This is a genomic window from Anaerotruncus sp. G3(2012) (genome assembly GCF_000403395.2).
Lineage (GTDB): Bacteria > Bacillota > Clostridia > Oscillospirales > Ruminococcaceae > Anaerotruncus.
This window is the reverse complement of record NZ_KE159657.1, coordinates 111,931-135,025: the sequence shown is the minus strand read 5'-3', so window position 1 is coordinate 135,025 and position 23,095 is coordinate 111,931. Positions and strand designations below refer to the sequence as shown.

General features: G+C 56.6%; 20 protein-coding genes and 1 other annotated feature. Of the genes, 6 read left to right on the top strand and 14 right to left on the bottom strand.

What is annotated here, in order from left to right:
* Nucleotides 1-14: 14 nt before the first annotated feature.
* The 3 genes from C814_RS06635 to C814_RS06625 form a co-directional block, all read right to left on the bottom strand.
* Nucleotides 15-1,733, bottom strand: a complete 1,719-nt coding sequence (locus C814_RS06635) for a hypothetical protein (protein ID WP_016314854.1) — start codon at nt 1,731-1,733, stop codon at nt 15-17.
* 170 nt (nt 1,734-1,903) lie between these two features.
* On the bottom strand, nt 1,904-2,569 hold the full coding sequence (locus tag C814_RS06630; RefSeq protein WP_016314853.1) for an ATP-binding cassette domain-containing protein: 666 nt from the start codon (nt 2,567-2,569) through the stop codon (nt 1,904-1,906).
* A 279-nt stretch (nt 2,570-2,848) separates the two neighbouring features.
* Nucleotides 2,849-3,724: a class B sortase gene (locus tag C814_RS06625; protein ID WP_016314852.1), complete on the bottom strand. Its 876-nt coding sequence runs from the start codon at nt 3,722-3,724 to the stop codon at nt 2,849-2,851.
* A 131-nt stretch (nt 3,725-3,855) separates the two neighbouring features.
* Between C814_RS06625 and C814_RS06620 the strand changes: the two genes are divergently transcribed.
* From C814_RS06620 to C814_RS06610, 3 genes are all read left to right on the top strand, one after another.
* Entirely contained in the window at nt 3,856-5,346 is a 1,491-nt protein-coding gene (locus tag C814_RS06620; protein ID WP_196809892.1) for an oligosaccharide flippase family protein, read from the top strand.
* 64 nt (nt 5,347-5,410) lie between these two features.
* Nucleotides 5,411-5,851 carry a cell wall hydrolase gene (locus C814_RS06615; protein WP_016314850.1) on the top strand — a complete coding sequence of 147 codons (441 nt, stop codon included), beginning with the start codon at nt 5,411-5,413 and terminating at the stop codon, nt 5,849-5,851.
* A gap of 39 nt (nt 5,852-5,890) precedes the next feature.
* On the top strand, nt 5,891-6,250 hold the full coding sequence (locus tag C814_RS06610) for a hypothetical protein (protein WP_016314849.1): 360 nt from the start codon (nt 5,891-5,893) through the stop codon (nt 6,248-6,250).
* 331 nt (nt 6,251-6,581) lie between these two features.
* Here C814_RS06610 and C814_RS06605 read toward each other — a convergent pair whose 3' ends face one another.
* Entirely contained in the window at nt 6,582-7,907 is a 1,326-nt protein-coding gene (locus C814_RS06605) for an MATE family efflux transporter (RefSeq protein WP_016314848.1), read from the bottom strand.
* Nucleotides 7,908-8,176: 269 nt separating this feature from the next.
* Here C814_RS06605 and C814_RS0103610 point away from each other — a divergent pair, with 269 nt between their 5' ends.
* Nucleotides 8,177-9,112: a uridine kinase family protein gene (locus C814_RS0103610; protein WP_016314847.1), complete on the top strand. Its 936-nt coding sequence runs from the start codon at nt 8,177-8,179 to the stop codon at nt 9,110-9,112.
* A gap of 32 nt (nt 9,113-9,144) precedes the next feature.
* Nucleotides 9,145-9,528 (top strand): DUF2500 domain-containing protein, encoded by a 384-nt coding sequence (locus C814_RS06600; RefSeq protein WP_016314846.1) that lies wholly within the window; start codon nt 9,145-9,147, stop codon nt 9,526-9,528.
* Between the two features lie 201 nt (nt 9,529-9,729).
* Here the strand turns inward: C814_RS06600 and pheA are convergent, their stop codons facing one another.
* The 3 genes from pheA to C814_RS06585 form a co-directional block, all read right to left on the bottom strand.
* The gene (pheA, locus tag C814_RS06595) at nt 9,730-10,869 is read right to left on the bottom strand and encodes a prephenate dehydratase (RefSeq protein WP_016314845.1); all 1,140 of its coding nucleotides are present in this window, start codon (nt 10,867-10,869) and stop codon (nt 9,730-9,732) included.
* Between the two features lie 158 nt (nt 10,870-11,027).
* Nucleotides 11,028-12,044 carry a 3-deoxy-7-phosphoheptulonate synthase gene (gene aroF / locus C814_RS06590; RefSeq protein ID WP_016314844.1) on the bottom strand — a complete coding sequence of 339 codons (1,017 nt, stop codon included), beginning with the start codon at nt 12,042-12,044 and terminating at the stop codon, nt 11,028-11,030.
* Nucleotides 12,045-12,443: 399 nt separating this feature from the next.
* Nucleotides 12,444-13,478, bottom strand: coding sequence for a sugar kinase (locus C814_RS06585; protein WP_016314842.1), 1,035 nt, complete (start codon nt 13,476-13,478; stop codon nt 12,444-12,446).
* 219 nt (nt 13,479-13,697) lie between these two features.
* Between C814_RS06585 and C814_RS06580 the strand changes: the two genes are divergently transcribed.
* Nucleotides 13,698-14,249, top strand: a complete 552-nt coding sequence (locus C814_RS06580) for a sugar O-acetyltransferase (protein ID WP_016314841.1) — start codon at nt 13,698-13,700, stop codon at nt 14,247-14,249.
* Between the two features lie 87 nt (nt 14,250-14,336).
* On the opposite strand, the gene C814_RS06575 is transcribed toward C814_RS06580, so the two are convergent.
* The 7 genes from C814_RS06575 to C814_RS06545 all read right to left on the bottom strand — a co-directional run bounded on the left by C814_RS06575 (nt 14,337) and on the right by C814_RS06545 (nt 23,034).
* On the bottom strand, nt 14,337-15,599 hold the full coding sequence (locus tag C814_RS06575; RefSeq protein WP_016314840.1) for a chloride channel protein: 1,263 nt from the start codon (nt 15,597-15,599) through the stop codon (nt 14,337-14,339).
* A gap of 238 nt (nt 15,600-15,837) precedes the next feature.
* Entirely contained in the window at nt 15,838-16,554 is a 717-nt protein-coding gene (gene yunB / locus C814_RS06570; RefSeq protein ID WP_161909964.1) for a sporulation protein YunB, read from the bottom strand.
* Between the two features lie 275 nt (nt 16,555-16,829).
* Nucleotides 16,830-18,482: an AMP-binding protein gene (locus C814_RS06565; protein WP_016314838.1), complete on the bottom strand. Its 1,653-nt coding sequence runs from the start codon at nt 18,480-18,482 to the stop codon at nt 16,830-16,832.
* A gap of 4 nt (nt 18,483-18,486) precedes the next feature.
* Nucleotides 18,487-19,071 (bottom strand): helix-turn-helix domain-containing protein, encoded by a 585-nt coding sequence (locus C814_RS06560; RefSeq protein WP_016314837.1) that lies wholly within the window; start codon nt 19,069-19,071, stop codon nt 18,487-18,489.
* Between the two features lie 54 nt (nt 19,072-19,125).
* Nucleotides 19,126-19,374, bottom strand: a binding site (T-box leader).
* Between the two features lie 106 nt (nt 19,375-19,480).
* Nucleotides 19,481-20,128 carry an HAD family hydrolase gene (locus C814_RS06555; protein WP_016314836.1) on the bottom strand — a complete coding sequence of 216 codons (648 nt, stop codon included), beginning with the start codon at nt 20,126-20,128 and terminating at the stop codon, nt 19,481-19,483.
* A complete protein-coding gene (locus C814_RS06550) occupies nt 20,125-20,514 on the bottom strand; it encodes a thioesterase family protein (RefSeq protein ID WP_016314835.1) in 390 nt (129 codons plus the stop codon). Before C814_RS06550 ends, C814_RS06555 begins: the two co-directional genes overlap by 4 nt.
* 66 nt (nt 20,515-20,580) lie before the next feature.
* On the bottom strand, nt 20,581-23,034 hold the full coding sequence (locus C814_RS06545; protein ID WP_016314834.1) for an ATP-dependent Clp protease ATP-binding subunit: 2,454 nt from the start codon (nt 23,032-23,034) through the stop codon (nt 20,581-20,583).
* Nucleotides 23,035-23,095: the final 61 nt, after the last annotated feature.

The following is a 23,095-nucleotide window of genomic DNA, read 5'->3' as shown; positions in this document are numbered from 1 at the left end:
GTTTCTCCTTCTCGTCACGCTGCCGGCTGCCCTGCCTCCGGCACTGCTGACCCCATAGCATATCCGAACAGACTGCCGAACAGGGCCTGTGCACCGGCCTCATATTCGCTGGCCCAAGCATCCAGATCGCTTTCCCCCATCTCGAACAGCGGGGTGAGCGTCCTCGACGCTTCATACGGCACCGTGATCGGGCTGGAAGTGGATTTGCAGGTGAAGTTCAGTGTGTAGGAATCGTCCAGATAGCCCACCTTGCCTGAAACAACCGGGAACTCCCAAATGGTATTCTCCCCGTCGGCTGTGACCGTCCCATCCAGCTGAATGCCGATCGAGGGTACCATCTGGTCAAGGCCCATCCCGTCAAAGCCCATGTCAAAACCGAGCGCATATCTTCCGTTTTTGTCCATCGTGAGCTGCTCGTCTATCTGGATCGCGACCGGTTCCCCCGCTTCCTCGCCTGACAGGTCAAATGTCAGGGACATTTCGTAGACACCGTCCGCATAGCGATCGGAAATCTCGGCGCTGAGAGAACCCTCCCTGACGCCTTCCTCCGAGAAGCCCATCTCAACGGTCATTGACGTATCGCCGGCCTCACTGTAGCTGATGTCCGCCAGAATGGTTTCAAAGCCGGATTCTCCGCCATCATTCGGAACGAAGCTCGCTTGGACCGAGCGGATGGTCCTGTTGATCTGGAAAACCAATGTTGCATCCATCTCGGGCATACTCTCCTCTATTTCGGGGAGCATATCCTCTTCGATCATCTCGGAGTAGCGTTTTCCGTCGAACATTTCAGCCGGGAACGCATTGTCATAGAGCTCACCGATCGGCGAGTCTATGTAGAGATACCGCACCAGATCGACCAGTGCCTGTTTGATATCCGCACCCGGAATCTTCACCTCATAGGCGGTATCCTTGCCCTCTTTCCCGACCTTTTGATAGGTTGCATGTTCCAGCGCGTCCATGAGGATTTTCCGGATATCCTCCTGCATCGCCCTGATATCAAGGCCACCCGCTGACTGGACCATCCCGGCCTGTGCCGTCAGCATCTCCTGAAGCTCCTCCAGCTGCTCGTCCGGCATCGTCTGTGGGTCATAAAACCGGCTTGCACGCATATCGTCAGCAAATGTCTGGGGATCAATCGAGACCATTGTATCGGTAAAGGTCGGGATGCCGCCCGCGTAGGTCTCAGGCGACAGGAAAAAGTAGAGTCCCAGCAGTTCAGAACCGCTCATGGCGATCGAACCGTCCAGCTCCATGACCCCATTCTCCGGATCGGTCACAACCGTACCCTTTAACCCAAAGCCTGCAAACAGCTTTGAAACGATCTGGAGCGAGGTGTCTCCCCCTTCGAGCGACTGGAACTCCAGCTCAAAATCACTTTTCTCGGGTTGCACCGAGGTATCTATCATGGATTTTGCAGCGGGGATCTCCGCGCTGATCCGCTCAATCCGATCCTCCGATTGTTTTTGTGTGGCTTCTATCGCATCGTTGACCGCTTTTTTGGGGTCCTTCCCGAAGATGCCGCTTACCCACAGGATCACCAGCACCACCAGCAGGAGCACCAGCCCTGCCACGACAAACAGAACGGCCGGCTTCTTTTTCTCCGGCTGCCCCGGTGTTTGGGACGGCTCCGCCGACTGCTGCATATTTTCCTGCGGCGCAGCAGTCGACTGCATAACACCGCTTTCAGACAGCTGCTCCGGCTGCTGCATCCCCTTGTTTTCTTCCATATCCATCTTTCTTTCCTCCTAATCTATCCTTCTGGCCTTCTCCACATCTTTTGACAAGAACCCTTGGCAGCGGCCCAGCCGGGCTTCCCGAACGCAGATCCCTCTCCGAAGTTTCTCTGTGCCGCGCCGCACTGCGAACCGCAGCAGAAGCTGCGGCCACAATTGCCTAGCCCGGATTACGTCTGGGAAAGCAGCGCGATCACCTGTGCGATGCGGTCTTCCTGCTCACCCGCGAGCCGGATTTCCCCGGAAATAGCGCCATCCCGCAGCAACAGCACCCGGTCGGCTGCTGCCGCGACCGCAGACGGGTCGTGAGAAGTAAACAAAAGCCCCTTTCTACGCTGTTTCAGATCGGAAAGCAGCGCGAGAATATCGGTTTTGGTTTGCAGATCAAGGGCGGTGAACGGCTCGTCGAGCAGCAGCCCGGGAGGGTCTCCCGCCAGCGCACAGGCGATCGAAAGCCGCTTCCTGACCCCGCCGGAGAGGCGGTCCGCCCTTTTGCGCGCATGAAGGTGCAGGCCGAGCAGCGTCTCGGGTGCGGATGCGGAAAAAAGCAGCTTTCCCGGCAGATTATTCGCCGCATACCACAGGCGGAGATGGTCTCTGACCGTCATCTCCCCGAACAGCGCTGGCTCCTGGGGCACATACCCCAGTTTCCCTTCCGCCGCGACCGAGCCGCTGTCCGGCTTCTGCATCCCGGCCGCGATGGTCAGCAGGGTGGTTTTCCCGGCCGCATTTGCCCCGGCGATACAGACCGCTTCCCCGTCATCAACTTTCAGGTTGACCCCATCAAGCACTCTGCTGCTGCCAAACGATTTCACAATCCTGGACAGCTCCAGCACGCCGCATCGCCCCCTTTCCGGTTCTGTTTTCGCGCTCTCTGTTCACAACTTGTGTCGGAACGGGCCATCGGGACAAGGACGGGCACCCGCCCGCAGACCGTCCCGACCTATAAGCCCGCTGTTGTGGCAGCAAAACCATCTGGTCTGCGCCTATTATAGCACAATGTTTTCATCAATACAAACCGAGAAACAGAGGAAAAGGGGACAGGAAAAACCTACAGGCCCAGCAAAACTACGCCGCTGATGCAGAAATCTGCATCAGCGGCGCATCGTTTGAAATCAGCCGAAGTTCGGCTCTTTGATCTTCGCGTTGGGCTTGAGGTTGGCTTCCTTGTGGAACGACTCGCCATCCTTGACCAGCTTGCCGAACACGACAAAACGCTGGTTCGGGTTCTGGTTGTAGGTGCCATATTTATAGGTACAGGTCGAGAGGGTGATGATCTTGTCATCCTCAGAGAAGGGTACCTCATAGGTCCAGAGCGAGCGGTCCATCATATCATCCACCAGACGGAGGAACTTATCCCCGTCATAGGAAGCCATGTGATACGGAACCGGGCTGGTGGTCGGCTCGCAGTAGGCAACCGCGAAAATCTCGAAGATATGCTGTGCACCCTCGGTGGTGAAATAGATGTACGGGTTCTCTTTGGCGAACTTCTCTTCATTGAACTTGAGCAACTGTGCAAATTTAACCCCCTCGGGATCGTCCTTGACGCCCATCGGGGTGCCGAGGTTATGCCCGTAGATGATCGTGTTCTGCGGGAGGTCCTTGCCGTTGTTCTTCAGCTCGCTCTCATAGTCCACATAGTAGCAGCCCTCATAGGCATAGTTTTTCTCAACGTCTTTGCGCAGATAGAAGTCGTTATCGGTGGTCTGGACAACCGCTTCGTCGATCGTGGTGTTCGGAATCTGGAGCCAGCCCACCACATCTGCGTTCTTCTCCTTGGCGGCCTTCATCTTGTCGGCAACATCAGGGACGGTGGGCTTATAGTCATCCTTGCCCTTGCTGCTCGACTTGGTAGAGGAAGCGGACGAGCTGGTCCCCGAGCTTGCGCTCGAGCCGGGCTCCTCCTCGCTCTGGCGGTTACAGGCGCTCATCGAAGCGACCATCATGGCTGCCAGCATAAATGCGGCGATACGTTTCATGATCTTTTGCATAAAATTCCCATCCTTTATCGTGATTTAATGCCCCACGTTTTTTTGCGCGGACACTTTGAAACGGTGTTTTTTTCTGATCCGGCACATATATTTAACTGATCAGAGAATCAAAGCAAATGTGTGGTGAAGCTATGAAAAAATCGCAGGTATTTCTGCTGAATGCGCTCATTATGACGGTCACCTCCCTCGCGATGAGCAGCATTGGCGTCTGGTTCAACCTCTACATCTCCAACCGGCTCGGGGCCGTCGGGATGGGGGTATTCCAGCTGATGATGTCAGTCTATTCCATGGCAACCACCTTTGCGGCGTCAGGGATCAACCTTGCCGCCACCCGGATGGTCGCCGAAGAAACGGTATCGAAACAAGGGAATGTACGCGGCGCCATGCGCCGGTGCATCGGGTTCAGCCTGCTTTTTGGCGGGCTCACCGGGCTGGCACTCTGGTTCGGCGGGCCGTACATCGGCCTGCACTGGCTCCAGAACGCTGATACGGTCCGTCCGCTCCGGCTGATGGCCTTCAGCATGCCATTCCTGTCGGTCTGCTGCGCCCTCAACGGGTATTTCACCGCTGTGCGCAGGGTGGTCAAGGCGGTAGCCTCCCAGGTACTGGAACAGTTCCTCAAGATCGCCCTGACCATTTTCGCGCTTGCCTGCCTGGTCCCTCCAGGACTGGAATACGCCTGTCTCGCCATCACGGGGGCCGGCGTGCTCGCTGAAGCGGGCTCCTGCCTGTTCGAGCTGGCGCTCTATCTGATCGACCGCCGGCGCTACCATGGCAGCCGCTCCCCGCACCTGACCCGGAAGCTCTGCGGCATTGCTCTGCCGGTCGCTTTCAGTTCTTATCTGCGTTCGGGGCTTGCCACCGTCAAGCATCTGCTTGTACCGGTGCGTCTTCAGGCGGGCGGGCTTGCCGCCGCCGATTCGGTCGCTGTTTTCGGTGCGGTTCACGGGGTCGCGCTTCCGGTCATCCTCTTCCCCTACGCCTTCCTGAACGCGTTCAACTGCCTGATCGTGCCCGAACTCGCGCAGTCGCACAGCCTCAAAGAGGATGTGGCGGGGATGATCGACCGGATGTTTGCTCTCACACTCGGATGTTCGATCGGGATCTGTGGGATTGTCTTTGCCTTTTCGGGCGGGATCGGGGCAGCTATCTCGGAAAACCCCGATGTAGGAATCTATATCCGGCTGCTTGCGCCGGTGATTCCGGTAATGTATCTGGATACCGCAGTGGACAATATGCTCAAGGGGCTGGACGAACAGCTCAGCGTCATGCGCTATAACGTAATCGACGCACTGTTCAGCCTCGCAGCCGTCTGGCTGCTGCTGCCCGTTTTGGGCATCAAAGGCTATATCCTGATTATATGCGGCAGCGAGGTATTCAACTTTTCACTCAGCCTCTGGCGGCTGGTTAAGGTGACGCAGTTCCGTCTCGACCTTTTCGAGCGGGTGGTCCGTCCGGTCCTCTGCATTGCAATCGCAGTCCTTCTCGGGCGGCTTGCAGTAGAAGCGGCTTCCCTCCCGCTCTCCCAGCTGCGGACCATCACCGCCGCGACAGTTTCCGGATTGGCCTACCTGCTTCTTCTGCGCGTTACCCGCTGCAAGCCCGGGAAAATCCCGGCATAGGGACAGGCGGCCCCTCCATAGACTGTATCATTCAGCCAGTTTAAAAAGGAAGGAGGCGGTATCCATGCCGTTGGACGACAGGGAACTGTTTGCCAGGCTAATCCAGTGCGAAGCCGGCGGGGAAGGCGAAAACGGTATGAAAGCGGTAGCCAGCGTGGTCATGAACCGGGTGAATGCCCCGGGCGGAGAGTATGCGCGGGTCGGCCAAGGGAGTATCCGTAAAATCCTCTACCAGACCGGGCAGTTTGTCTGCATGTCCGAGACCGAGCGCGGGCGGTATAATCCACAGAATGTCTACAACATGCGTCCGGAGCCGATCCACTACGAGATTGCAGACTGGGCAATCGCTGGGAACCGGCTGATCAACCTTGGACAGTCGCTCTGGTTTTTCAACCCGTTTTCACCCACCTGCCGCAGATACTTCCCGAGCGATGTCGGGATTCTGGCCGACCGCATCGGCGACCACTGTTTCTACAACCCGACCGACGCCTACTATCAGACTTAGGGGATGCCCACCCCACAACTTTCGGAAAGGATGATCGCAATGCCAATGGATGCAATGGGGAGAACCATGAGCCCCGCTACCGACGTACAGGAGGTGCTCGACCCACAGAATACCGAGCAGGTGTACGCCTCGTCGTTCGTCTCGGTGCTGACCGAAAATCTTGGCTATTATGTTGTCGTTGAGTTCCTGATCGGCACTTCCGGGCTGGTGCAGAAGGAGGGGATCCTTTACAACGCGGGAAACAACTTTATTACCCTCTACCAGAGCGCGGAGGACCGGTATGTCGTCTGCGACCTCTACTCGATTAAGTTCGTCACCTTCTATGACAGGCACACGCCCCCGGCCAACGTTCCACAGCAGCCCCAACCCACCATCCCACGCCCTAGAGCAATGGGATAATAACCGGTTCGCATAAACGCCCGCGCGGCAATCCGTCTGGAAACCGCGCGGGTCTTCTGTTTCTCAATCCTCAACAAACCCTATCATAACACAGCTTTGTGAAAAAAACAAGCCTGCAAAGGGGGGTGAAAAAATGAATTTAAGGTTAATTTATGTGGCAGAAGGGTAAAAAAGAGCGGCCATTTTTTATTTTATAGTTTCTTACAGAAAAGGAAATTTATATCCGTTCATGGACATGTAAACCATTATTTCACAGCAAACTGCTGTTTGAAAAGCAGAAGCCAAACTGCCCTGTCCGTCATTGCCGCTGGCATAAGCGCCAGCCTGCGCTTCAGACACCTTTTATGTATTGCCACTTTCCACCCATCGTACGAACAGTAAAGACGACGGCGCGGGCAACCCAGTCGATAATCATGGCAAGCCAGGTGCCAAGCAGCCCCATCCCCAGCCACGCGCCAAGGATATAGCTGAATCCCACCCGAAATATCCACATGCTGAGTACCGAAACGATCATCGTAACCTTCACATCATTGGCGGCCCGCAGGCCATTTGGCAGGGTAAACGAGGCGGGCCAGATCAGGGCATTTCCGATACAGCAGACCACACAGACCTCCCATGCCGCGCGGGCGGTTTCTTCCGAAAGCCCGAAGCAGCCGATAACCGGCGGCAGAAAAAAGATCATCAGAAGGTTGAGTGCAGCCATCAGCGCATAAGACACTCCTGTCAGCCCGAACATATACTTTTTAGCCAGCGGATAGTCCCTTGCACCGACGCATTGCCCGATGACTGTCACCATCGCAAGCCCCAGCGCCGAACCGGGCATCTGGGACATGGTAAGGATGCTGTTGCTTACCGCATTTGCCGCGATTGCCACCGTCCCGAACGAGGCAATCAACCCTGCAACGATGATCTTCCCGATGTGGAAGATACCGTTTTCCAGTCCGTTGGGGATGCCTAACCGAAGAATATTTCGGATCATCTCCCGGTCGAACCGGAATCCCCGGAGGGTATCCAGATGCAGGCGGTTGTGCGGATTCCGCAGGAAAAAGAGAAGCAGTGCGGTGCCGCACATGCGCGCGATCAGCGAACCCAGTGCCGCACCCGCTACCCCCATCCGGAATACAAAGATCAAAAGCGCGTTGAAGCCGATGTTGGTCACATTCATCACCAGCGCGGCAAACATGGAGATGCGGGAGTTTCCCTGCACCCGGAAGAGCGCCGCTGATACATTATAAATAGCAATCAGCGGATACCCGAGGGCGGAAAGCCAGAAGTAGGTCTGTGCACTCTGCATGACCGCCTGTTCTGCCGACCCAAACAGCAGATGCAGGATCGCCGGCCCCACAGCCAGGCAGACTGCCCCCAGCCCGGCCGCAACCAGTGTGGTGACCACCATCAGCTGTCTTGCGGCGCGGTTGGCGTTTTCGGCATCCTCCCGCCCGAGGTACTGCGCGGCAACAATCGCGCCGCCGGTGGAAAGGGCGGCAAACACCTGTAGCAGCAGAATATTGATCGAATCGACCAGCGAAACGCCCGAGACCGCAACCTCTCCCACGCTCGCAACCATCAGGGTGTCTGCAATGCCGATGGTTGCCGCGAGCACCTGTTCGATAATCAGCGGAACAATCAGCCGCACCAGGTCCTTCCTTGTAAACAAAACGCACTCCACCTTCTCTCTTTAAGGTTCTATTCTGAACCTTTTTCCGGAAGATTGCAAGCCTTTTGGCAGAGTTTGGAGACCTGTACGGTTTGTACACCCCTGCCGCATACGTTTTGTGCAGTCTGCCCTTGCCATCCGGCAGGCAACATGGTATAGTATAGTCAAAGCAGTTCCATCCTTGCTTTTTCATCCGGCAGAGAAAACGCTGCCAATTCGATACAGCTATCAAAAACGGGGCATTCTATCCCATCTTCAAGGAGGTTTTTATGCGTTATAATCCCCTTCTCGACAGGATCAACTGTTCCAGCTTTTACGGCCATATGGCACAATCCCCGCAGGAGATTGTGCAGAAAGCCGAGGACCGCTATCAGAAACGGATTGACGAGGTCTGCGACCGGATCATCCGGGAAAAAAAGTGCATCGTACTGGTGACCGGGCCTTCTGCCTCGGGCAAAACAACGACCGCTCAGAAAATTTCACTCGTCCTGCAAAAGCATGGCAAAAAGGTCAGCACCATCTCGCTCGACAACTTCTACCGCCATGCCTCCGAGCTTCCCCGCTGGAAGGACGGCTATCAGAACTACGAAAGCATTGAGGGCCTGGATATCCCTTATTTTGAAAACCGGGTCACCGAACTGCTCACCACCGGGCATTCCCAGTTCCCGCTTTACGATTTCTCGGTCAACGAGCGGTCTGCACAGTCGGTCGATCTTACCTTTGATCAGGACACCATTCTGATCTTTGAAGGGATCCATGCGCTTAACCCGCTGATCTCCCAGCCGGTGTCGGATTTTTCCACCCTGCGGATTTATGTCAGCGTACATAGCGACTTTGTGGACAGCGATGGGCAGGTGCTCTTCCCGGCACGCGACCTGCGCCTCACCCGGCGGGTACTCCGCGACTACACCTACCGGAACACCTCCGCGGAAGGCACCTTCCGGATGTGGGATTACGTGATGATGGGGGAAAAGCTCTATATCCGTCCGTTCCGCAAGTATGCCGACTGCCACATAGATTCCACCCATAGCTATGAGCCGTTCCTTTATCACGACGACATCCTCACCGCTCTGGACAACACCCCGGCCGATTCTCACTATGCGGAAATCGTCCTGCGTCTGCGGGAATCTGCGGAGCACTTCTTCGGCATCTCCTCCGCGCTGATCCCCGAAACCTCCCTGATCCGGGAGTTTATGAAGCCCTGACCCAGGGGGAACTCATTGATGGAGGTGACGAGATGGGATTTGGTTTTGTATTTGGAATCCTGGAACTCCTGGTCCCGGTTGTGTTTCTTTTGGTGATCGGGGTTTTTGTTGCAACGATGGTCAGCGGCCTTCGCACCTGGAACCGGAACAACCAGTCGCCGCGGCTGACGGTTCCGGCTGTGGTTGTGACCAAAAGAACCGAGGTCTCGCATCATCACGCAAACGCAGGGGACGCCAGCGGCGCCCATGGGTTCCATACCACCTCCGCCACCTGGTATTATGTGACCTTTCAGGTTGAAAGCGGCGATCGGATGGAGTTCTCTGTGGGCGGCACCGACTTTGGTATGCTTGCAGAGGGCGACCATGGAAACCTGTCGTTTCAGGGAACCAGATACCTGTCTTTTGAGCGGACATAAACCGTTTTCTGTTTGATCCATTTCATAATCTTGATAAAGAGGGGCTTTTTAAAAAAAGCCCCCTCTTGCTGTTCTTCAAACTGCAAACCACTCCAAAAATGCGCTTCCGCAGCGGGGGCCCCGCCCCTCGACCCCGCCACACCTTTGAAAAGGTGGACGAAGCTTTTGAATCAAGATCACAGGAGCCAAACGGACGCTGTCTCAATTGGTCCGCCGGGAGCCGCTGCTCCGATAAGCGCCAAGCATCTGGAACCCCTTGCTCTCTCTGGAGATCGACTCTAACAGCGCCTTGACCCGCGCGTCTGCCGGATCGCCCTCAAAGTCCAGATAAAACCGGTAGTTCCAAAGCACATCCGGAATCGGCCGAGACTCGATCTTTACCATATTGACCTGTTGCTGGGAGAAATGCCGGAGCACATTGTAAAGGGTGCCCGAAGCGTGGTCGAGCAGGAACGAGATACTCACTTTATCTGCATCCGCCGTACACATCTCCCGCGCCACAACGATAAACCGGGTCGTGTTCTGGCTGTTGTCCTGAATGTCCGGCGCAACCACCGTCAGACCATACAGTTCAGCGGCCCTGCGGCTCGCGATCGCTGCCTTGGATGGGTCTCCCTCGTCCGCGACCATCTTGGCACTGATCGCGGTGTTATGAAAATGCAGCATCTGCCAGCTGCGATGCTGTGCCAGAAATTTCCCGCTCTGCTCGATCCCCTGCGCGTGGGAATAGATCGTCCGGATGGTGTCCAGCGTTGCACCCGCTACGCTGACCAGATTCTGGCTGATTCTGACGCTCTGTTCCCCTACAATATAAAACCGATAACTGCCCAGCAGGTCATAGACCTTGGTGATCGAACCTGTGGAAGAATTTTCAATCGGCACTACCCCGAAATCAATCTCCCCAGTATGAAGGGCGGCGAACACATCCTCGATCTCCGGATAGGACGCAGCCTGACGCCCCTCACCAAAAAAGTCGAGCAGGGCCTGCTCGGTGAACGAGCCCGCGACCCCAAAATATCCGAGTCTGCCCTCGAACAGATGTGGCTGTTCCCCCTGGATAGGCGGCTGGCTGTCCGCAATCTGCTGGTGCTGGCTGGCGCGGCTCAATTCCATCACCTGATTCATAAACTGCCGTATCTGCGGCACATAGGTAGGGTTTTTCAAACTGTCCGCAGCTTTCCGGAGGACCTCCTCCTCCCGGCCTGCATGGAGCACCGGCAGATTGTGCTCTTTTTTGTATGCGGCAACCTTCCGGACGACCTCCATCCGCTGCTCAAAAAGCGGTACCAGCTGGTGGTCAATCTCGTCGATCTCCTTGCGGTAATCACTCAAATCTGCCATAGAACCATCTCTCTTTCCCATAAGCACATTGCGTCAGATTTTTCACAAAAATGGGGCTTTGCCGCCCTGCCTGAATATCGGGATTGGTGCGCTTCGGTATTCGCCGAAAGGCGGGAACGCCGTTCTAAGCAATATCCCTTGCCGGCGCGCAGCGGGTCTTACATGGCACGCCCAACAGCCGCCGCTATCGGCCGGATATCGTCGATCAGCTGCCTGTAGACCGACGGTCTGATCGACTGCGGACCATCGCAAAGCGCATTTGCCGGGTCGTTGTGTACCTCGACGATCAGACCGTCCGCACCGACCGCGACCGCTGCTTTGGCAAGCGGATCAACCATCCACCATTTCCCGGTTGCATGGCTCGGGTCCACCACTACCGGCAGATGGGAGAGTTTCCGGATCGCGGGGATCGCAGAAAGATCAAGGGTATTGCGGGTGTACTGCTCAAAGGTGCGGATTCCGCGTTCACAGAGGATGATGCTTTCGTTTCCGCCCGCCATGATGTATTCAGCTGACATCAGCCATTCTTCGATCGTTGCGGAAAGGCCGCGTTTGAGCAGAATTGTCTTGCGGGTTTTTCCAAGCTCGCGCAGCAGATCAAAATTCTGCATGTTGCGCGCTCCCACCTGAATCACATCAACTTCCCGCTCAAAAATTTCGATGTCATGAGGCGCCATGATCTCGGTCACGATCGGAAGCCCGGTCTTTTCCCGCGCCTCCATCAGCAGCTCCAGCCCGTCGTATTTCAGGCCCTGAAACGCATACGGGCTGGTACGCGGCTTGAACGCTCCGCCCCGCAGGAAGTTCGCGCCCGCCTCCTTGACCTCGGCCGCAATTCCGCAGATCTGCTCCTCGCTCTCAACCGAACAGGGGCCCGCGATCAGCGCAAGGCGGCTGTTCATGCCCACTTCCTGACCGCCCACATGGATGGTAGTCGGTTCTGGGTGGAACATTTTATTCGCCTTTTTGAACGGCTCCGCAACATGCATCACCCGCATGACGTTCCGGTTCGCCTCGATCCAGCTGTCGTCGATCCTGCTGGTGTCCCCGACAAGGCCGAGAATCGTCAGGTCCTTTCCGACCACCGGATTGACTTCCACCCCTTTTGCAATCAGCGCTTCCGAAAGCTTGTCGATTTCCTTCTGGGGGGTTCCCCGTTTCATAATAACAATCATGGCTAAAATCCTCCTGAAAATTGATCTGGGACGCGCCGGGCCGCTCGCTTGCATCCTGTGGGACAACAAAAAAGAGAACCCATTGCGTCAATGAGTTCTCTTGAATCGTCCCTGAATCTGCCACTCCGGGAACTATCTCCGCTCACAAACACAACGATGGTCACAGCAAATAAAGCCGGTGCCGTAATAATAGCCCCAGCTAAAAAAGCTGTTAAATCGGTTCTGTTTGCTGGTCAGACAGTTCATGGCTTCCTCCTGGAATCTTTTCAAATGGTTTGACTCTATTATAGCAAGATTGGTGCCACTGTCAAGGGGTTTTGGAAAATTTACTTTATCAATTTAAATCTGTACTGCTTATAAGTGGAAAACCGGCGGGCGGAATACCCGCCGGCTCCGGCTTTACCGGTTCAGCTCATCCCCGGACTTGCCGGAATTGTTGATCGTAATCACCCGCTGGATTTCCTCAAAATCGGAGGCGGGCATGTCCCCAACGATCGTATTTTTGACCGCGGACATTGCATTTCCAAAATCGACCGCCTGCTGTATATCCCCATATTTGAGCATTCCGAACAGCGCTCCCGCGACATACGCGTCGCCCGAACCGATCCGGTCGATTACGTCGATGTCCTCGAACGGCACACCAGTGTAGAGCCTGTCCTCCTCGTGCAGATAGATGGTCGAGTTGAACGAATGGCACCTGGGGCTTTTGACCTTGCGCTGGGTACAGGCGACCACCTTGCAGCCAAACTCGCTGCAGTAGCCTCTCATGATCTCTTCCATGGTGCCGCTGCGCTGCATCATCCTCCGGGAAGTCTCCTCCGAGACAAACAGCACATCCACATAGGGCAAAATCTCATAGATCGTTTTGCGCGCTTCCTCCTCGTCCCAGAGATTGGCGCGGTAGTTGACATCAAACGAAATCGCCGCGCCTCCAGCCTTGAACTGTTTGATCATCTCGACTGCGGCGGTCCGGCAGTTCCGGCTTAACGCGAGCGAAATCCCGCTGGTGTGGAACACGCGGGTATCCTGATAGATGGCGGGGTTGATCTCGTCAACCGAGATGCTGTTGATCGACGAATAAGCGCGGTCATACATTACCGCCGGCTTGCGCGGATAAGCTCCGCTTTCATAATAATAGATGCCGATGCGTTTTTTATCTGATTGATCGTAGATCAGGCAATCATCGCTGACCCCATAAAACCGGATCTTATTTTTGATGAATCTGCCCATATCGTTGTCCGGGACCTTCGTGATTACCGCAGTGCGCAGCCCAAGCAGCGAGATGCCCGAAACCACATTCAGCTCACTGCCGCCCGGACGCTTCTCGAGCGTTTCACACTGGGACAGCCGCTCCAAGCCGGTTGGGGAAAGGCGCAGCATGATTTCTCCAAACCCCACAACGTCAAATTCTTTTGTACGATTGCCTAACTCCATATTGACACACTCCTGTTCTCAAACTAACAAATCTGCATCTTTGTACCAAAAGCAATGGCGTCTCCTGCCGGAATATGGTATAATAGCTGTGGCCAGGACGATACACGGGCCGAGCCTGTCCGGCGTGCTGGCGGGCTTCTGCCTGCCGCTTAAAAACAACTGATTGTTTTTAAGCGGGTCGATTATACAACCTTAAAAAAACAAACCGAGGTGTTCCACATGACCGAAAAAGAAAAGATGATCCGCGGGGAACTGTATGCCCCTGGCGACCCTGTCCTGCTCGCCGCACGAATGCGTGCACGTGCGCTCTGCCGGCGATACAACCAGATGGAGGAGGGCCACTGGGAGGAACGCGAAGCGCTGACCCGGGAACTGTTCGGGGCGGCAGGCGCAGACCCCTACCTCGAGCCGGGATTCCGATGCGACTACGGCTTCAACATCCGGGTGGGGGATAACTTCTACGCAAACTTTGACTGCGTGATGCTCGACGCCGCCCCCATCACGATCGGTGACAACTGCATGATCGCGCCGCAGGTTGGCATCTACACCGCGACCCACCCGATCGACCCGCAGGCCCGCAACTCCGGGCGCGAATTTGCCCGGCCGGTCACGATTGGCAACAATGTCTGGATCGGCGGCCATGCGGTTATCAACCCCGGCGTTACGATCGGGAACAATGTGGTGGTTGCGTCGGGCGCGGTGGTCATCCGGGATGTGCCGGACAACGTAGTGGTTGGCGGGAACCCCGCCCGCATCCTAAAACAGGTCTGACCTCCGGTACACCACCCTCACCCTATTTCGGACAACCCTCGCACGTTTTTGCCACTACATACATGCGGCGACAGCCCTGCGGAACCTTCAATGGGTCGGCTTGTTGATGTACTTCGGGCGCATTTTGCTGTACATGATCTTCTGTGCACTGTACAGGCTGTAATATCCAGAGAGCATATAACTGGATGCGAGTGCAAGCAGAAACCCTTTTGGGGAAACGAACCCAAAGATCTCGAACGCAAGCACAAGCGCCGTGATCGGGCAGTTGGTGACTCCGCAGAACACCGAAAGCATTCCCAGCGCCGCCGCATAGCCGGGTTCCAGGCCGATCATCCGCCCGATCAGACAGCCGCCGGTTGCGCCGACAAAAAACGACGGGACGATCTCTCCCCCCTTAAATCCCGCACCGAGCGTGATTGCGGTGAACAGGATTTTGAGAAGGAATGCTTCCGGACGTGCCTGCCCGGTGATCGCGGCTTTGATGACCGGCATCCCCGCGCCGAGGTAGTCCCGGGTCTGGAAAACCAGCATCAGCAGGAGCACCAGGACCCCTCCCGAAAATGCCCGCAAATACTGGTTGGGCAGGTATTGCCGGAACAGCCGGTTTGCCTGATGGAACGCAGCGCACATCACCACGCTGATCCCCGCGCAGAGCACCCCCAGCAGCAGTACCCGCAATACTGTCGAAAGCGCAAACGCCGGGACCGTCTGGATGGAAAGCGCTTCGGGCGGTATGCCGAGGCGCCCCGCCAGTGCATATGCAACCACCGCTGAAACCACGCAGGGCACCAATGCCGCGTAGTACATCACCCCGACGCTGATGACCTCCATCGAAAAGACCGTCGCCGCAACCGGCGTACCGAACAGCGCTGTAAAACCCGCGCTCATCCCGCACATAATCACGATCTTTTTGCAGTCGTCATCCAGTTTGAGCCACCGTCCGACCAGTGTTCCCAGGCTCCCGCCGAGCTGAAGCGCTGCCCCTTCGCGTCCCGCGGAACCGCCAAACAGGTGGGTCAGGACCGTGGAAACAAAAATCAGCGGCGCCATCCGCGCAGGCAGCGGCTCCCCCGAGCGCACTGCTGCCAGCACCAGATTGGTCCCTTTGGGCGTCTCCACCTTGCTCAACCGATAACAGCCCACGATCAGCAGCCCTCCAAATGGCAGCAGCCAGACCAGCCATCCATGTTTGGTGCGAAGATCGGTAACCCAGTGGAGCAGGTAATAAAATGTACTTCCCGCCGCACCGACCACCAAACCAACCGCCGCCGCAACCATCAGCCATCGGCAGAAGCTGGCAAGGTTTGCCCGCACCGGAACCAAAATCCGCTCTCTCCAATCGAAACGCATATGTACGCCCCTCCCTTAGACCGCCTTCGGTCTACGTTTTCTATTTTAACACATTCCAAGCGTCTGCAAAAGGGATTGCGCACAAATTGGGTAAAAAAATCATCCGGATGACGCCCGCATAAGACACAAAACTGGGACATGGGGAACCTCTTGAGAAAGCAGAGGCGAAAGGAACGGGTTCCTTCCAGAGGCTGCGCCTGTCAGACCTTCCGCTTTCCTCAGACCGGCCGCCACTCAATCAGGAAATTCCCGCAGGGGACTCTGCCGGAGGTTCCGCGGCATAATCATTCCTCATGTTCAGCAGACTGGATTTATCGCCGTTGATGTCGGTGAACGCCTGCGGCACCTTGCCTACAATCACCGTTTCGGCGATGCAGAAGTTGGTGGTGATGTCGGTGGTTGTGGTATAGACCGGGGCAACCGCGCTGACCGTCGCATCGACCGAAAGCATGATCTGGTGCAGTGTCTGGTTGATCCCGGCGGACTCGAAGTTGTTATAAATCTCGGTGTGGACATATCCTGCCGGCAGGATGCGGAATTCCATGTTGGGGCCGCGTCCCGAAAAGAGCTGCCCGCCCAGTACCGTACCGATCGGGATCAGGACTGCGCGGTCGGAATCCTCCAGAAGCTGGTCAGAAATCTGGTTGGTGATCTCGGATTTCAACCGGTTGACGGTAATCATGTCGGTTTCGATCGAGGCGATCTCGCCATTCTCGTCCTGCACCATGCTGATGATGTTGTTATAGACCACATCCTCCTTAGAGATCACCTCGATGACCGCATTGTTGATCGAGCGGGTCGCCGAGAGTTTCGCCTGATAGGAGGCAATCATGGTAATCAGCGGGCGGAGCCGGCTGTCCATCACCAGCACAAGGACCATCGCCAGCACCCCTGCCAAAACCAGTTTGATCGCCCGCAGCTTTTTCTTTTTCACTCGAATTACGATCGGTTTCACCTGTCCACCTCCCGAAAGCATCTCTTCCACTATATTCATACAGCCTGCAAAAGTGCACAAAAACCCTCCGGGTTCCGTATCATTGCCGCATATATCTTCAAGGTACTAAAAAAACGGACCGCAAAAACACAGCGGAATGGTTTCTGACGAAGTGGTATGTTCCGGATAGCAGGCGGGCGATCTCAGCTCTTCCGTTTTTGAAAGACTGCCCTGATTTTCAGGCAGCAAAAAGGCACGTGTATCTTCCACTACGTGCCTTTTGTGTTTCTGCTGTTTTATTTCTGCTGATCCTTCGCCCGAATTTCGGTGCGGCGGATCTTACCCGAGATGGTTTTGGGCAGCTCATCAACGAATTCGACGATCCGCGGATATTTATACGGTGCGGTCTGGCGTTTTACATAGGTTTGCAGCTCTTTCTTCAACGCTTCAGACGGCTGATATGCCTTTGTCAGAACGATGGTTGCCTTGACAACGGTGCCGCGGATCGGGTCAGGCGCGCCGGTGACCGCGCACTCGAGCACCGAGGGATGCTCCATCAGGACGCTTTCGATCTCAAACGGGCCGATCCGATAGCCCGACGCCTTGATTACGTCGTCCGTCCGCCCGACATACCAGAAATACCCATCCTCATCCATCCACGCGGTATCCCCGGTATGGTAGTAGCCGTCATGCCACGCCTGCCGGGTGATCTCTTCATCCCGATAGTAGCCGGAAAACAGCGCATAATGCGGTTTATCGGTGTTAATCACAATCTCGCCCACCGCGCCGCGCGGGACATCCTTCCCATCCTCGTCTACCAGGTGGATGTCATAAAGCGGCGATGGCTTGCCCATGGAGCCGGGCTTGGGGGTAGTCCCAACAAAGTTGGCGGTCTGCACCACCGTTTCGGTCTGGCCGTAGGATTCCATCAGCTTGAGCCCGGTGAACTCGAACCAGCGGTTATAGACCTCCGGGTTGAGCGCTTCGCCGGCGGTAGTCGAATAACGCAGGCTGGAAAGGTTGTACTCCCCCAGCCCTTCTTTGATAAAGAACCGGTAGACGGTCGGCGGCGCACAGAAGGTGGTGACCTTGTGTTTCTCCATCACATGCAGCAGGTCGGACGGGACAAATTTATCAAAATCATAGACAAAGACCGACGCACCGGCGAGCCACTGTCCGTAGAGCTTGCCCCAGACACATTTCATCCAGCCGCTCTCCGAAACCGTCAGATGCAGGTCGTCGGCGTGGACATTGTGCCAGTAACGCGCTGTTACGATATGCCCCAGCGGATAGGCCATATTATGCACCACCATCTTGGGGAAGCCGGTGGTCCCGGAGGTGAAATAGAGCAGCATCGGGTCATCTTTGGAGGTCTCTATCCGTTCCCAGTTCCCGTCACACTGGGACATCTCCTCATCATAGGAGAGCCAGCCTTCGCGAGAGCCGCGCACAATCCATTTTGCGCCGATGTCATGATATTTCTGACAGGCCTCATCAACATAGGATGTGATGCTGCATTCTCCCGAACAGACACAGGCAGTGATGCCCGCCGCTTCAAACCGGTAGAGGATGTCCTTGGTGGTGAGCAGGTTGGTTGCCGGGACGCCAACCGCACCGATCTTATGCAGTGCGAGAACGGTAAACCAGAATTCGTAGTGCCGCTTGAGCACGAGGAGCACCTTGTCGCCCTTTTTGACCCCTCGTCTGGCCAGCATCTGGGCACACCTGTCCGAATACTGTTTCATCTCGCCAAAGGTGAATACCCGCTCCTCACCCGGGACATTGCACCAGACCATTGCCCGGCGGTCAGGCTCCAGCCGCGCGATCTCGTCCACCACGTCATAGGCAAAGTTGAAATTGTCCGCAGGAAGCGGCTCAAAAAAGCTGAGCACTCCGTTTTCGTCGAACCCCTCCTTGCAGAAGCGCTGGTAAAAATGTTCCATATCCATCCTGTTACTCCCCTTTTTCTTCTTCGTCCTTCATCACGATTGCCAGAAATACGCATTCTTCCCCGCCGGTCGCGATCATCCCGTGGCCGTGGCCCGAATCATAGTAGATGGCGTCGCCCTCATGCAGATATTCGGTGTGCCCCTCCATCTGCACTTTGAGCTGTCCTTTGATGATGTAATCAAACTCCTGCCCCGGATGCCGGGACAGATGGATCGGCTGGTCCTGCTCCTCCGCAAAATAGGGCGCGGTGACAAGGAACGGTTCGGCCGTCTTGTCCTGGAACCGGTAGGCCATATGTTGATAGGTGAACCCTTTGCGGCGCTCAATGTTCAGTCCCTCGCCCTTGCGGACGATCGAATAAAAGGACAGCCGCGGGGTTTCACCGGTCAGCAGTTCAATGATGTCCACCCCGAACTTCTGCGCGCAGTTATAGAGGAAGGTAAAGCTGAAATCCTTGTTCCCCGCCTCATATTCCTGGTACTCCGCCTCGGTGACGCTCGCTGCCCGCGCCATCTCCGCCGGGGTGAACTCCATAATCTCCCGCAAGGTGCGGATTCGCTGTGCAATTTCCAAAATCTGATCCTGCATGGTCGATCCCTCCAAAAAAATCTTCTCTGAACAAAACAAAAAGGCCCGCCCCAACACTGGGACGAGCCTGTTTTTACCAAACATACCCGCGGTACCACCCGCATTGCGCAGATCTGCGCCTCTCATCAGAGCTCCAACAAGCTCCTGACCTGTAACGCTGTCCAGCGGAGACACCTACTCACAACCGTTTTGAGTGCCCGGCTCAAGGGTGATAAACAAAATCCCCTCCGCTGCCGGTTTCCACCAACCACCGGCTCTCTGTAAACGGAATCCGGAACCTGCCGTCCCTCTCCCTGCCTTTGTTCAGATATTGGGGTTATTCTACACCATCACGCAGCGTTTGTCAAGCGTCTCCCAGAAAATACCGCTTGAACCATGGAAGCCCTTGTTTTTCAATGTACTGGCCCGGTCAGAGCAGATGCAGGATTTCTTCAATCGACCCGGCAACCGTATCCGCACCGGCCTGTTCCAGTTCCTCCCGGGTGCGGAAGCCCCAGAGTGCACCGACCGCGAATACACCCGCATTTTTGGCGGTCTGCATATCCACCCCGGAGTCCCCGACATACAGGCAGTCCTCCGGCTGGGCATCCGCCAGTTCGAGCAGCTCGGTCACCAGCCTGCGGTCGGGCTTGCGGGGATACCCCTGCCGCTGCCCATGGACGAACCGGAGCCGGTCGCCGAAAAACCGCTTACAGAGCGGGACTGAAAATTCATGTGGTTTGTTCGAAAGCACCGCGCAGATCACGCCGCGTTCCCGCAGGGCGTCAAGCGTGTCGAGTACGCCCGGATAGGGAGCGGTCAGTTCCTCGCCGTGTGCCGCGTAATAACGGTCGAACCCCTCCTTCAAACGGGCGGCCAGCGCGGTATCCGCCCGCTGGGCGGGCGGCGTCATCCGCTCGATCAGCTTATAGACCCCATCTCCGACAAATGTTTTGTACTGTTCCACCGGGTGGACCGGCAGCTCCTGTTCCGCAAGCGCATGGTTTGCCGCAGCCGCGAGATCGTCAAGCGTGTTCAGCAGGGTGCCATCCAGGTCGAAGATCACCAGTGTTTTCACTCTGCCGCCTCCCGCTTCGCGTTGGTCTTGGAGAGGAATTTTGCTGCGTCGACGACAAACCGCGTATGGGTCCCCCGCCCGATCTCCCCGCACGCATCCCGCGCGGATACCTCAAATTCTACCTTGCGTCCCTCCTGTGCGGTGATTGTGGCGGCCGCTGTCACCTGCATCCCGAGCGGGGTCGCCGCTGAATGTGCGACATGCATCATGGTTCCCACCGAGGTCTGCCCCTCCTCCAGGAACTCCTGCAAAAGCGTGCAGGCGGCCTGCTCCATCGCGGCAATCATCATCGGGGTTGCGAACACCTCCAGGCTCCCGCTCCCCACGGTGCAGGCAAGTTTCTCCCGGTCCACTGTTACACTGATCTCTTTGGTCTTTCCAATCATTGCAATCCTTCCTTTTCTAAGAACCTGTCATGATTAGATTGTACCATATTCCGCCGCATTCATCAATCAGGAAAAGGTAAATTGTTCATTCTCCCAGGTGCAGATGATCTTATCCCCCGCCTTGATCGTGCCATGCAGCATTTCATCCGCGAGTTTATCCTCGATCTTCGCCTGAATCGCCCGGCGCAGCGGCCTCGCCCCGTAAACAGGGTCGAATCCATCGGTTGAGATCCGTTCGGTCGCGGACGGTGTGAACTGGATCTCGATCGACAGCCCTGCCAGCCGGGTCTTTAGCCCGTCGAGCATGTTATCGGCAATCTTATGGATTTCCGACCGGCTCAGTTTGTGGAAAACGATGATCTCATCCACACGGTTGAGAAACTCGGGTTTAAACTCCTTTTTCAGCTCCCCAATCATCATCCTGCGCACCAGCTCCTGCTGTTTCTCCACCGCCTCCCGGCCCTCTCCGCCCTGCGAAAACCCAAGGCTTTTCTGTTCACTGAGCAGGCGTGCGCCGACATTCGAGGTCATAATGATGATCGTGTTTTTAAAGCTCACCCGCCTGCCCTGCGAATCGGTCAGCATCCCATCCTCAAGGATTTGCAGGAGCATATTGAAGAAATCCGGGTGCGCCTTTTCGATCTCGTCGAAGAGAAGCACCGAATAGGGCCTGCGGCGCACCTTCTCGGTGAGCTGTCCGCCCTCTTCATAACCGACGTATCCGGGGGGCGGCCCGACCAGCTTGGAAACCGCGTGTTTCTCCATATATTCGGACATGTCCAGACGGATCATCGAGTGGGGGTCGCCGAACATGCACTTGGCAAGCGCCTTGCAAAGCTCGGTTTTGCCCACCCCGGTCGGGCCGAGGAAGATGAATGAACCGAGCGGCCGCGCGGGGTCGTGCAGGCCGACCCGGGACCGGCGGATCGCGCTTGCGACTGCGTGCACCGCCTGTTCCTGCCCGACCACCATCTCATGAAGGGATTCCTCGAGGTGGAGCAGGCGTTCGCTCTGCTCTTCGGTCAGGCGGGTCACATCCACACCGGTCATGTCCGATACCAATACTGCGATCTCGTCCGAAGAAAGGCAGAGCCCGCCGTCCCCTCCCGGACCATCCCACCCCTTTTGCAGGCGTTTGATCCGGTTTTTCAGCTCGGACTCCCGGTCCCGGATGCTGGCGGCAAACTCGAAATCCTGCGTTGTAATCGCGCTTTCCTTCTCGGATTTGAGCGCATCCAGCTTCTGCTCCAGCTCGCGCAGGCTCCCCGGATTGCCGGCCGCGTGCATCTTTGCGCGGGAGCACGCCTCGTCGATCAGGTCAATCGCTTTGTCGGGCAGGCGGCGGTCCGCGATATACCGCGCCGAGAGGGAAACCGCTGCCTGGATCGCCTCATCCGAAATCCGCATCTTGTGGTGGTTCTCGTACCGCTCCCGCAGCCCTTTGATGATCTCCACCGCGTCCTCCTCGGAGGGTTCCTCAACCATCACGCTCTGGAACCGTCGTTCGAGTGCGCTGTCCTTCTCGATAAACTTCCGGTATTCGTCAATCGTGGTCGCACCAACCAGTTGGAATTCCCCGCGCGCGAGCTGGGGTTTCAGGATATTTGCCGCGTCCACCGCGCCCTCTGCCGCGCCGGTGCCGATGATGGTGTGCAGCTCGTCGATAAAGAGGATCACATTCCCTGCCGCCACCACCTCGTCGATCGTGTTTTTGATCCGCTCTTCAAAATCCCCCCGGTATTTGGTCCCTGCAACCATCGCGGTCAGGTCGAGCGCGGCAAACCGCTTGTTTTGCAGCTGAGGCGGTACCTTCAGCTCCACGATCCGCCGGGCAATCCCTTCGGCCACCGCCGTTTTTCCCACCCCGGCTTCCCCGATCAGGCAGGGGTTGTTCTTGGTGCGCCGGGTGAGAATCTGGAGCACCCGTTCGATCTCCTTCTCCCGGCCAACCACCGGGTCCAGCCTGCCCTGACGCGCCAGTTCGGTCAGGTCCCGGCTGTACTTATCGAGCAGCGGGGTCTTGACCGCCGGCTTCGCACGAACAGGCGCAGCTTTTTTCATTCCTGTGAGGTCCGCACCGATCATCTGGGTGAACTCGGTGAGCTGTTTGACCACCGATTCCGGGTCGATCGAGAGCTGCCGCAAAAACCGCACCGCATAGCTCTCACTCTCCTTGAGGAGGTTGATGAGGATATGCTCGGTGCCAGCCGCCTGCACGCCGCTCATCCGGGTCTGCATCAGCGCCTGCTCGAGGATCCGCTTACACCGCGGCGTGATGTCGGATGGGGAAAGCACCGACTGTATCCCGCGTCCCACTGTCTTGATCAGCAGTTCCCGCACCTTGTCGGCGGTGACATCACATTTCAGCAGTACGGTGTAGGCCACCCCGCTGCCTTCTACGAGCAGCCCCAGCAGCAGATGTTCGCTCCCGATATAGGTGTGCCCCAGCGCGGAGGCTTCCTCAATCGCACAGTTGATCGCGGCGTTCGCCTTTGGCGTAAAGCCGTTGAATTTAAACAAAAGATCACCCCACAAATATCTGTATGCGACTTACGCTCATAATATTGGCAGATGTGCTCCG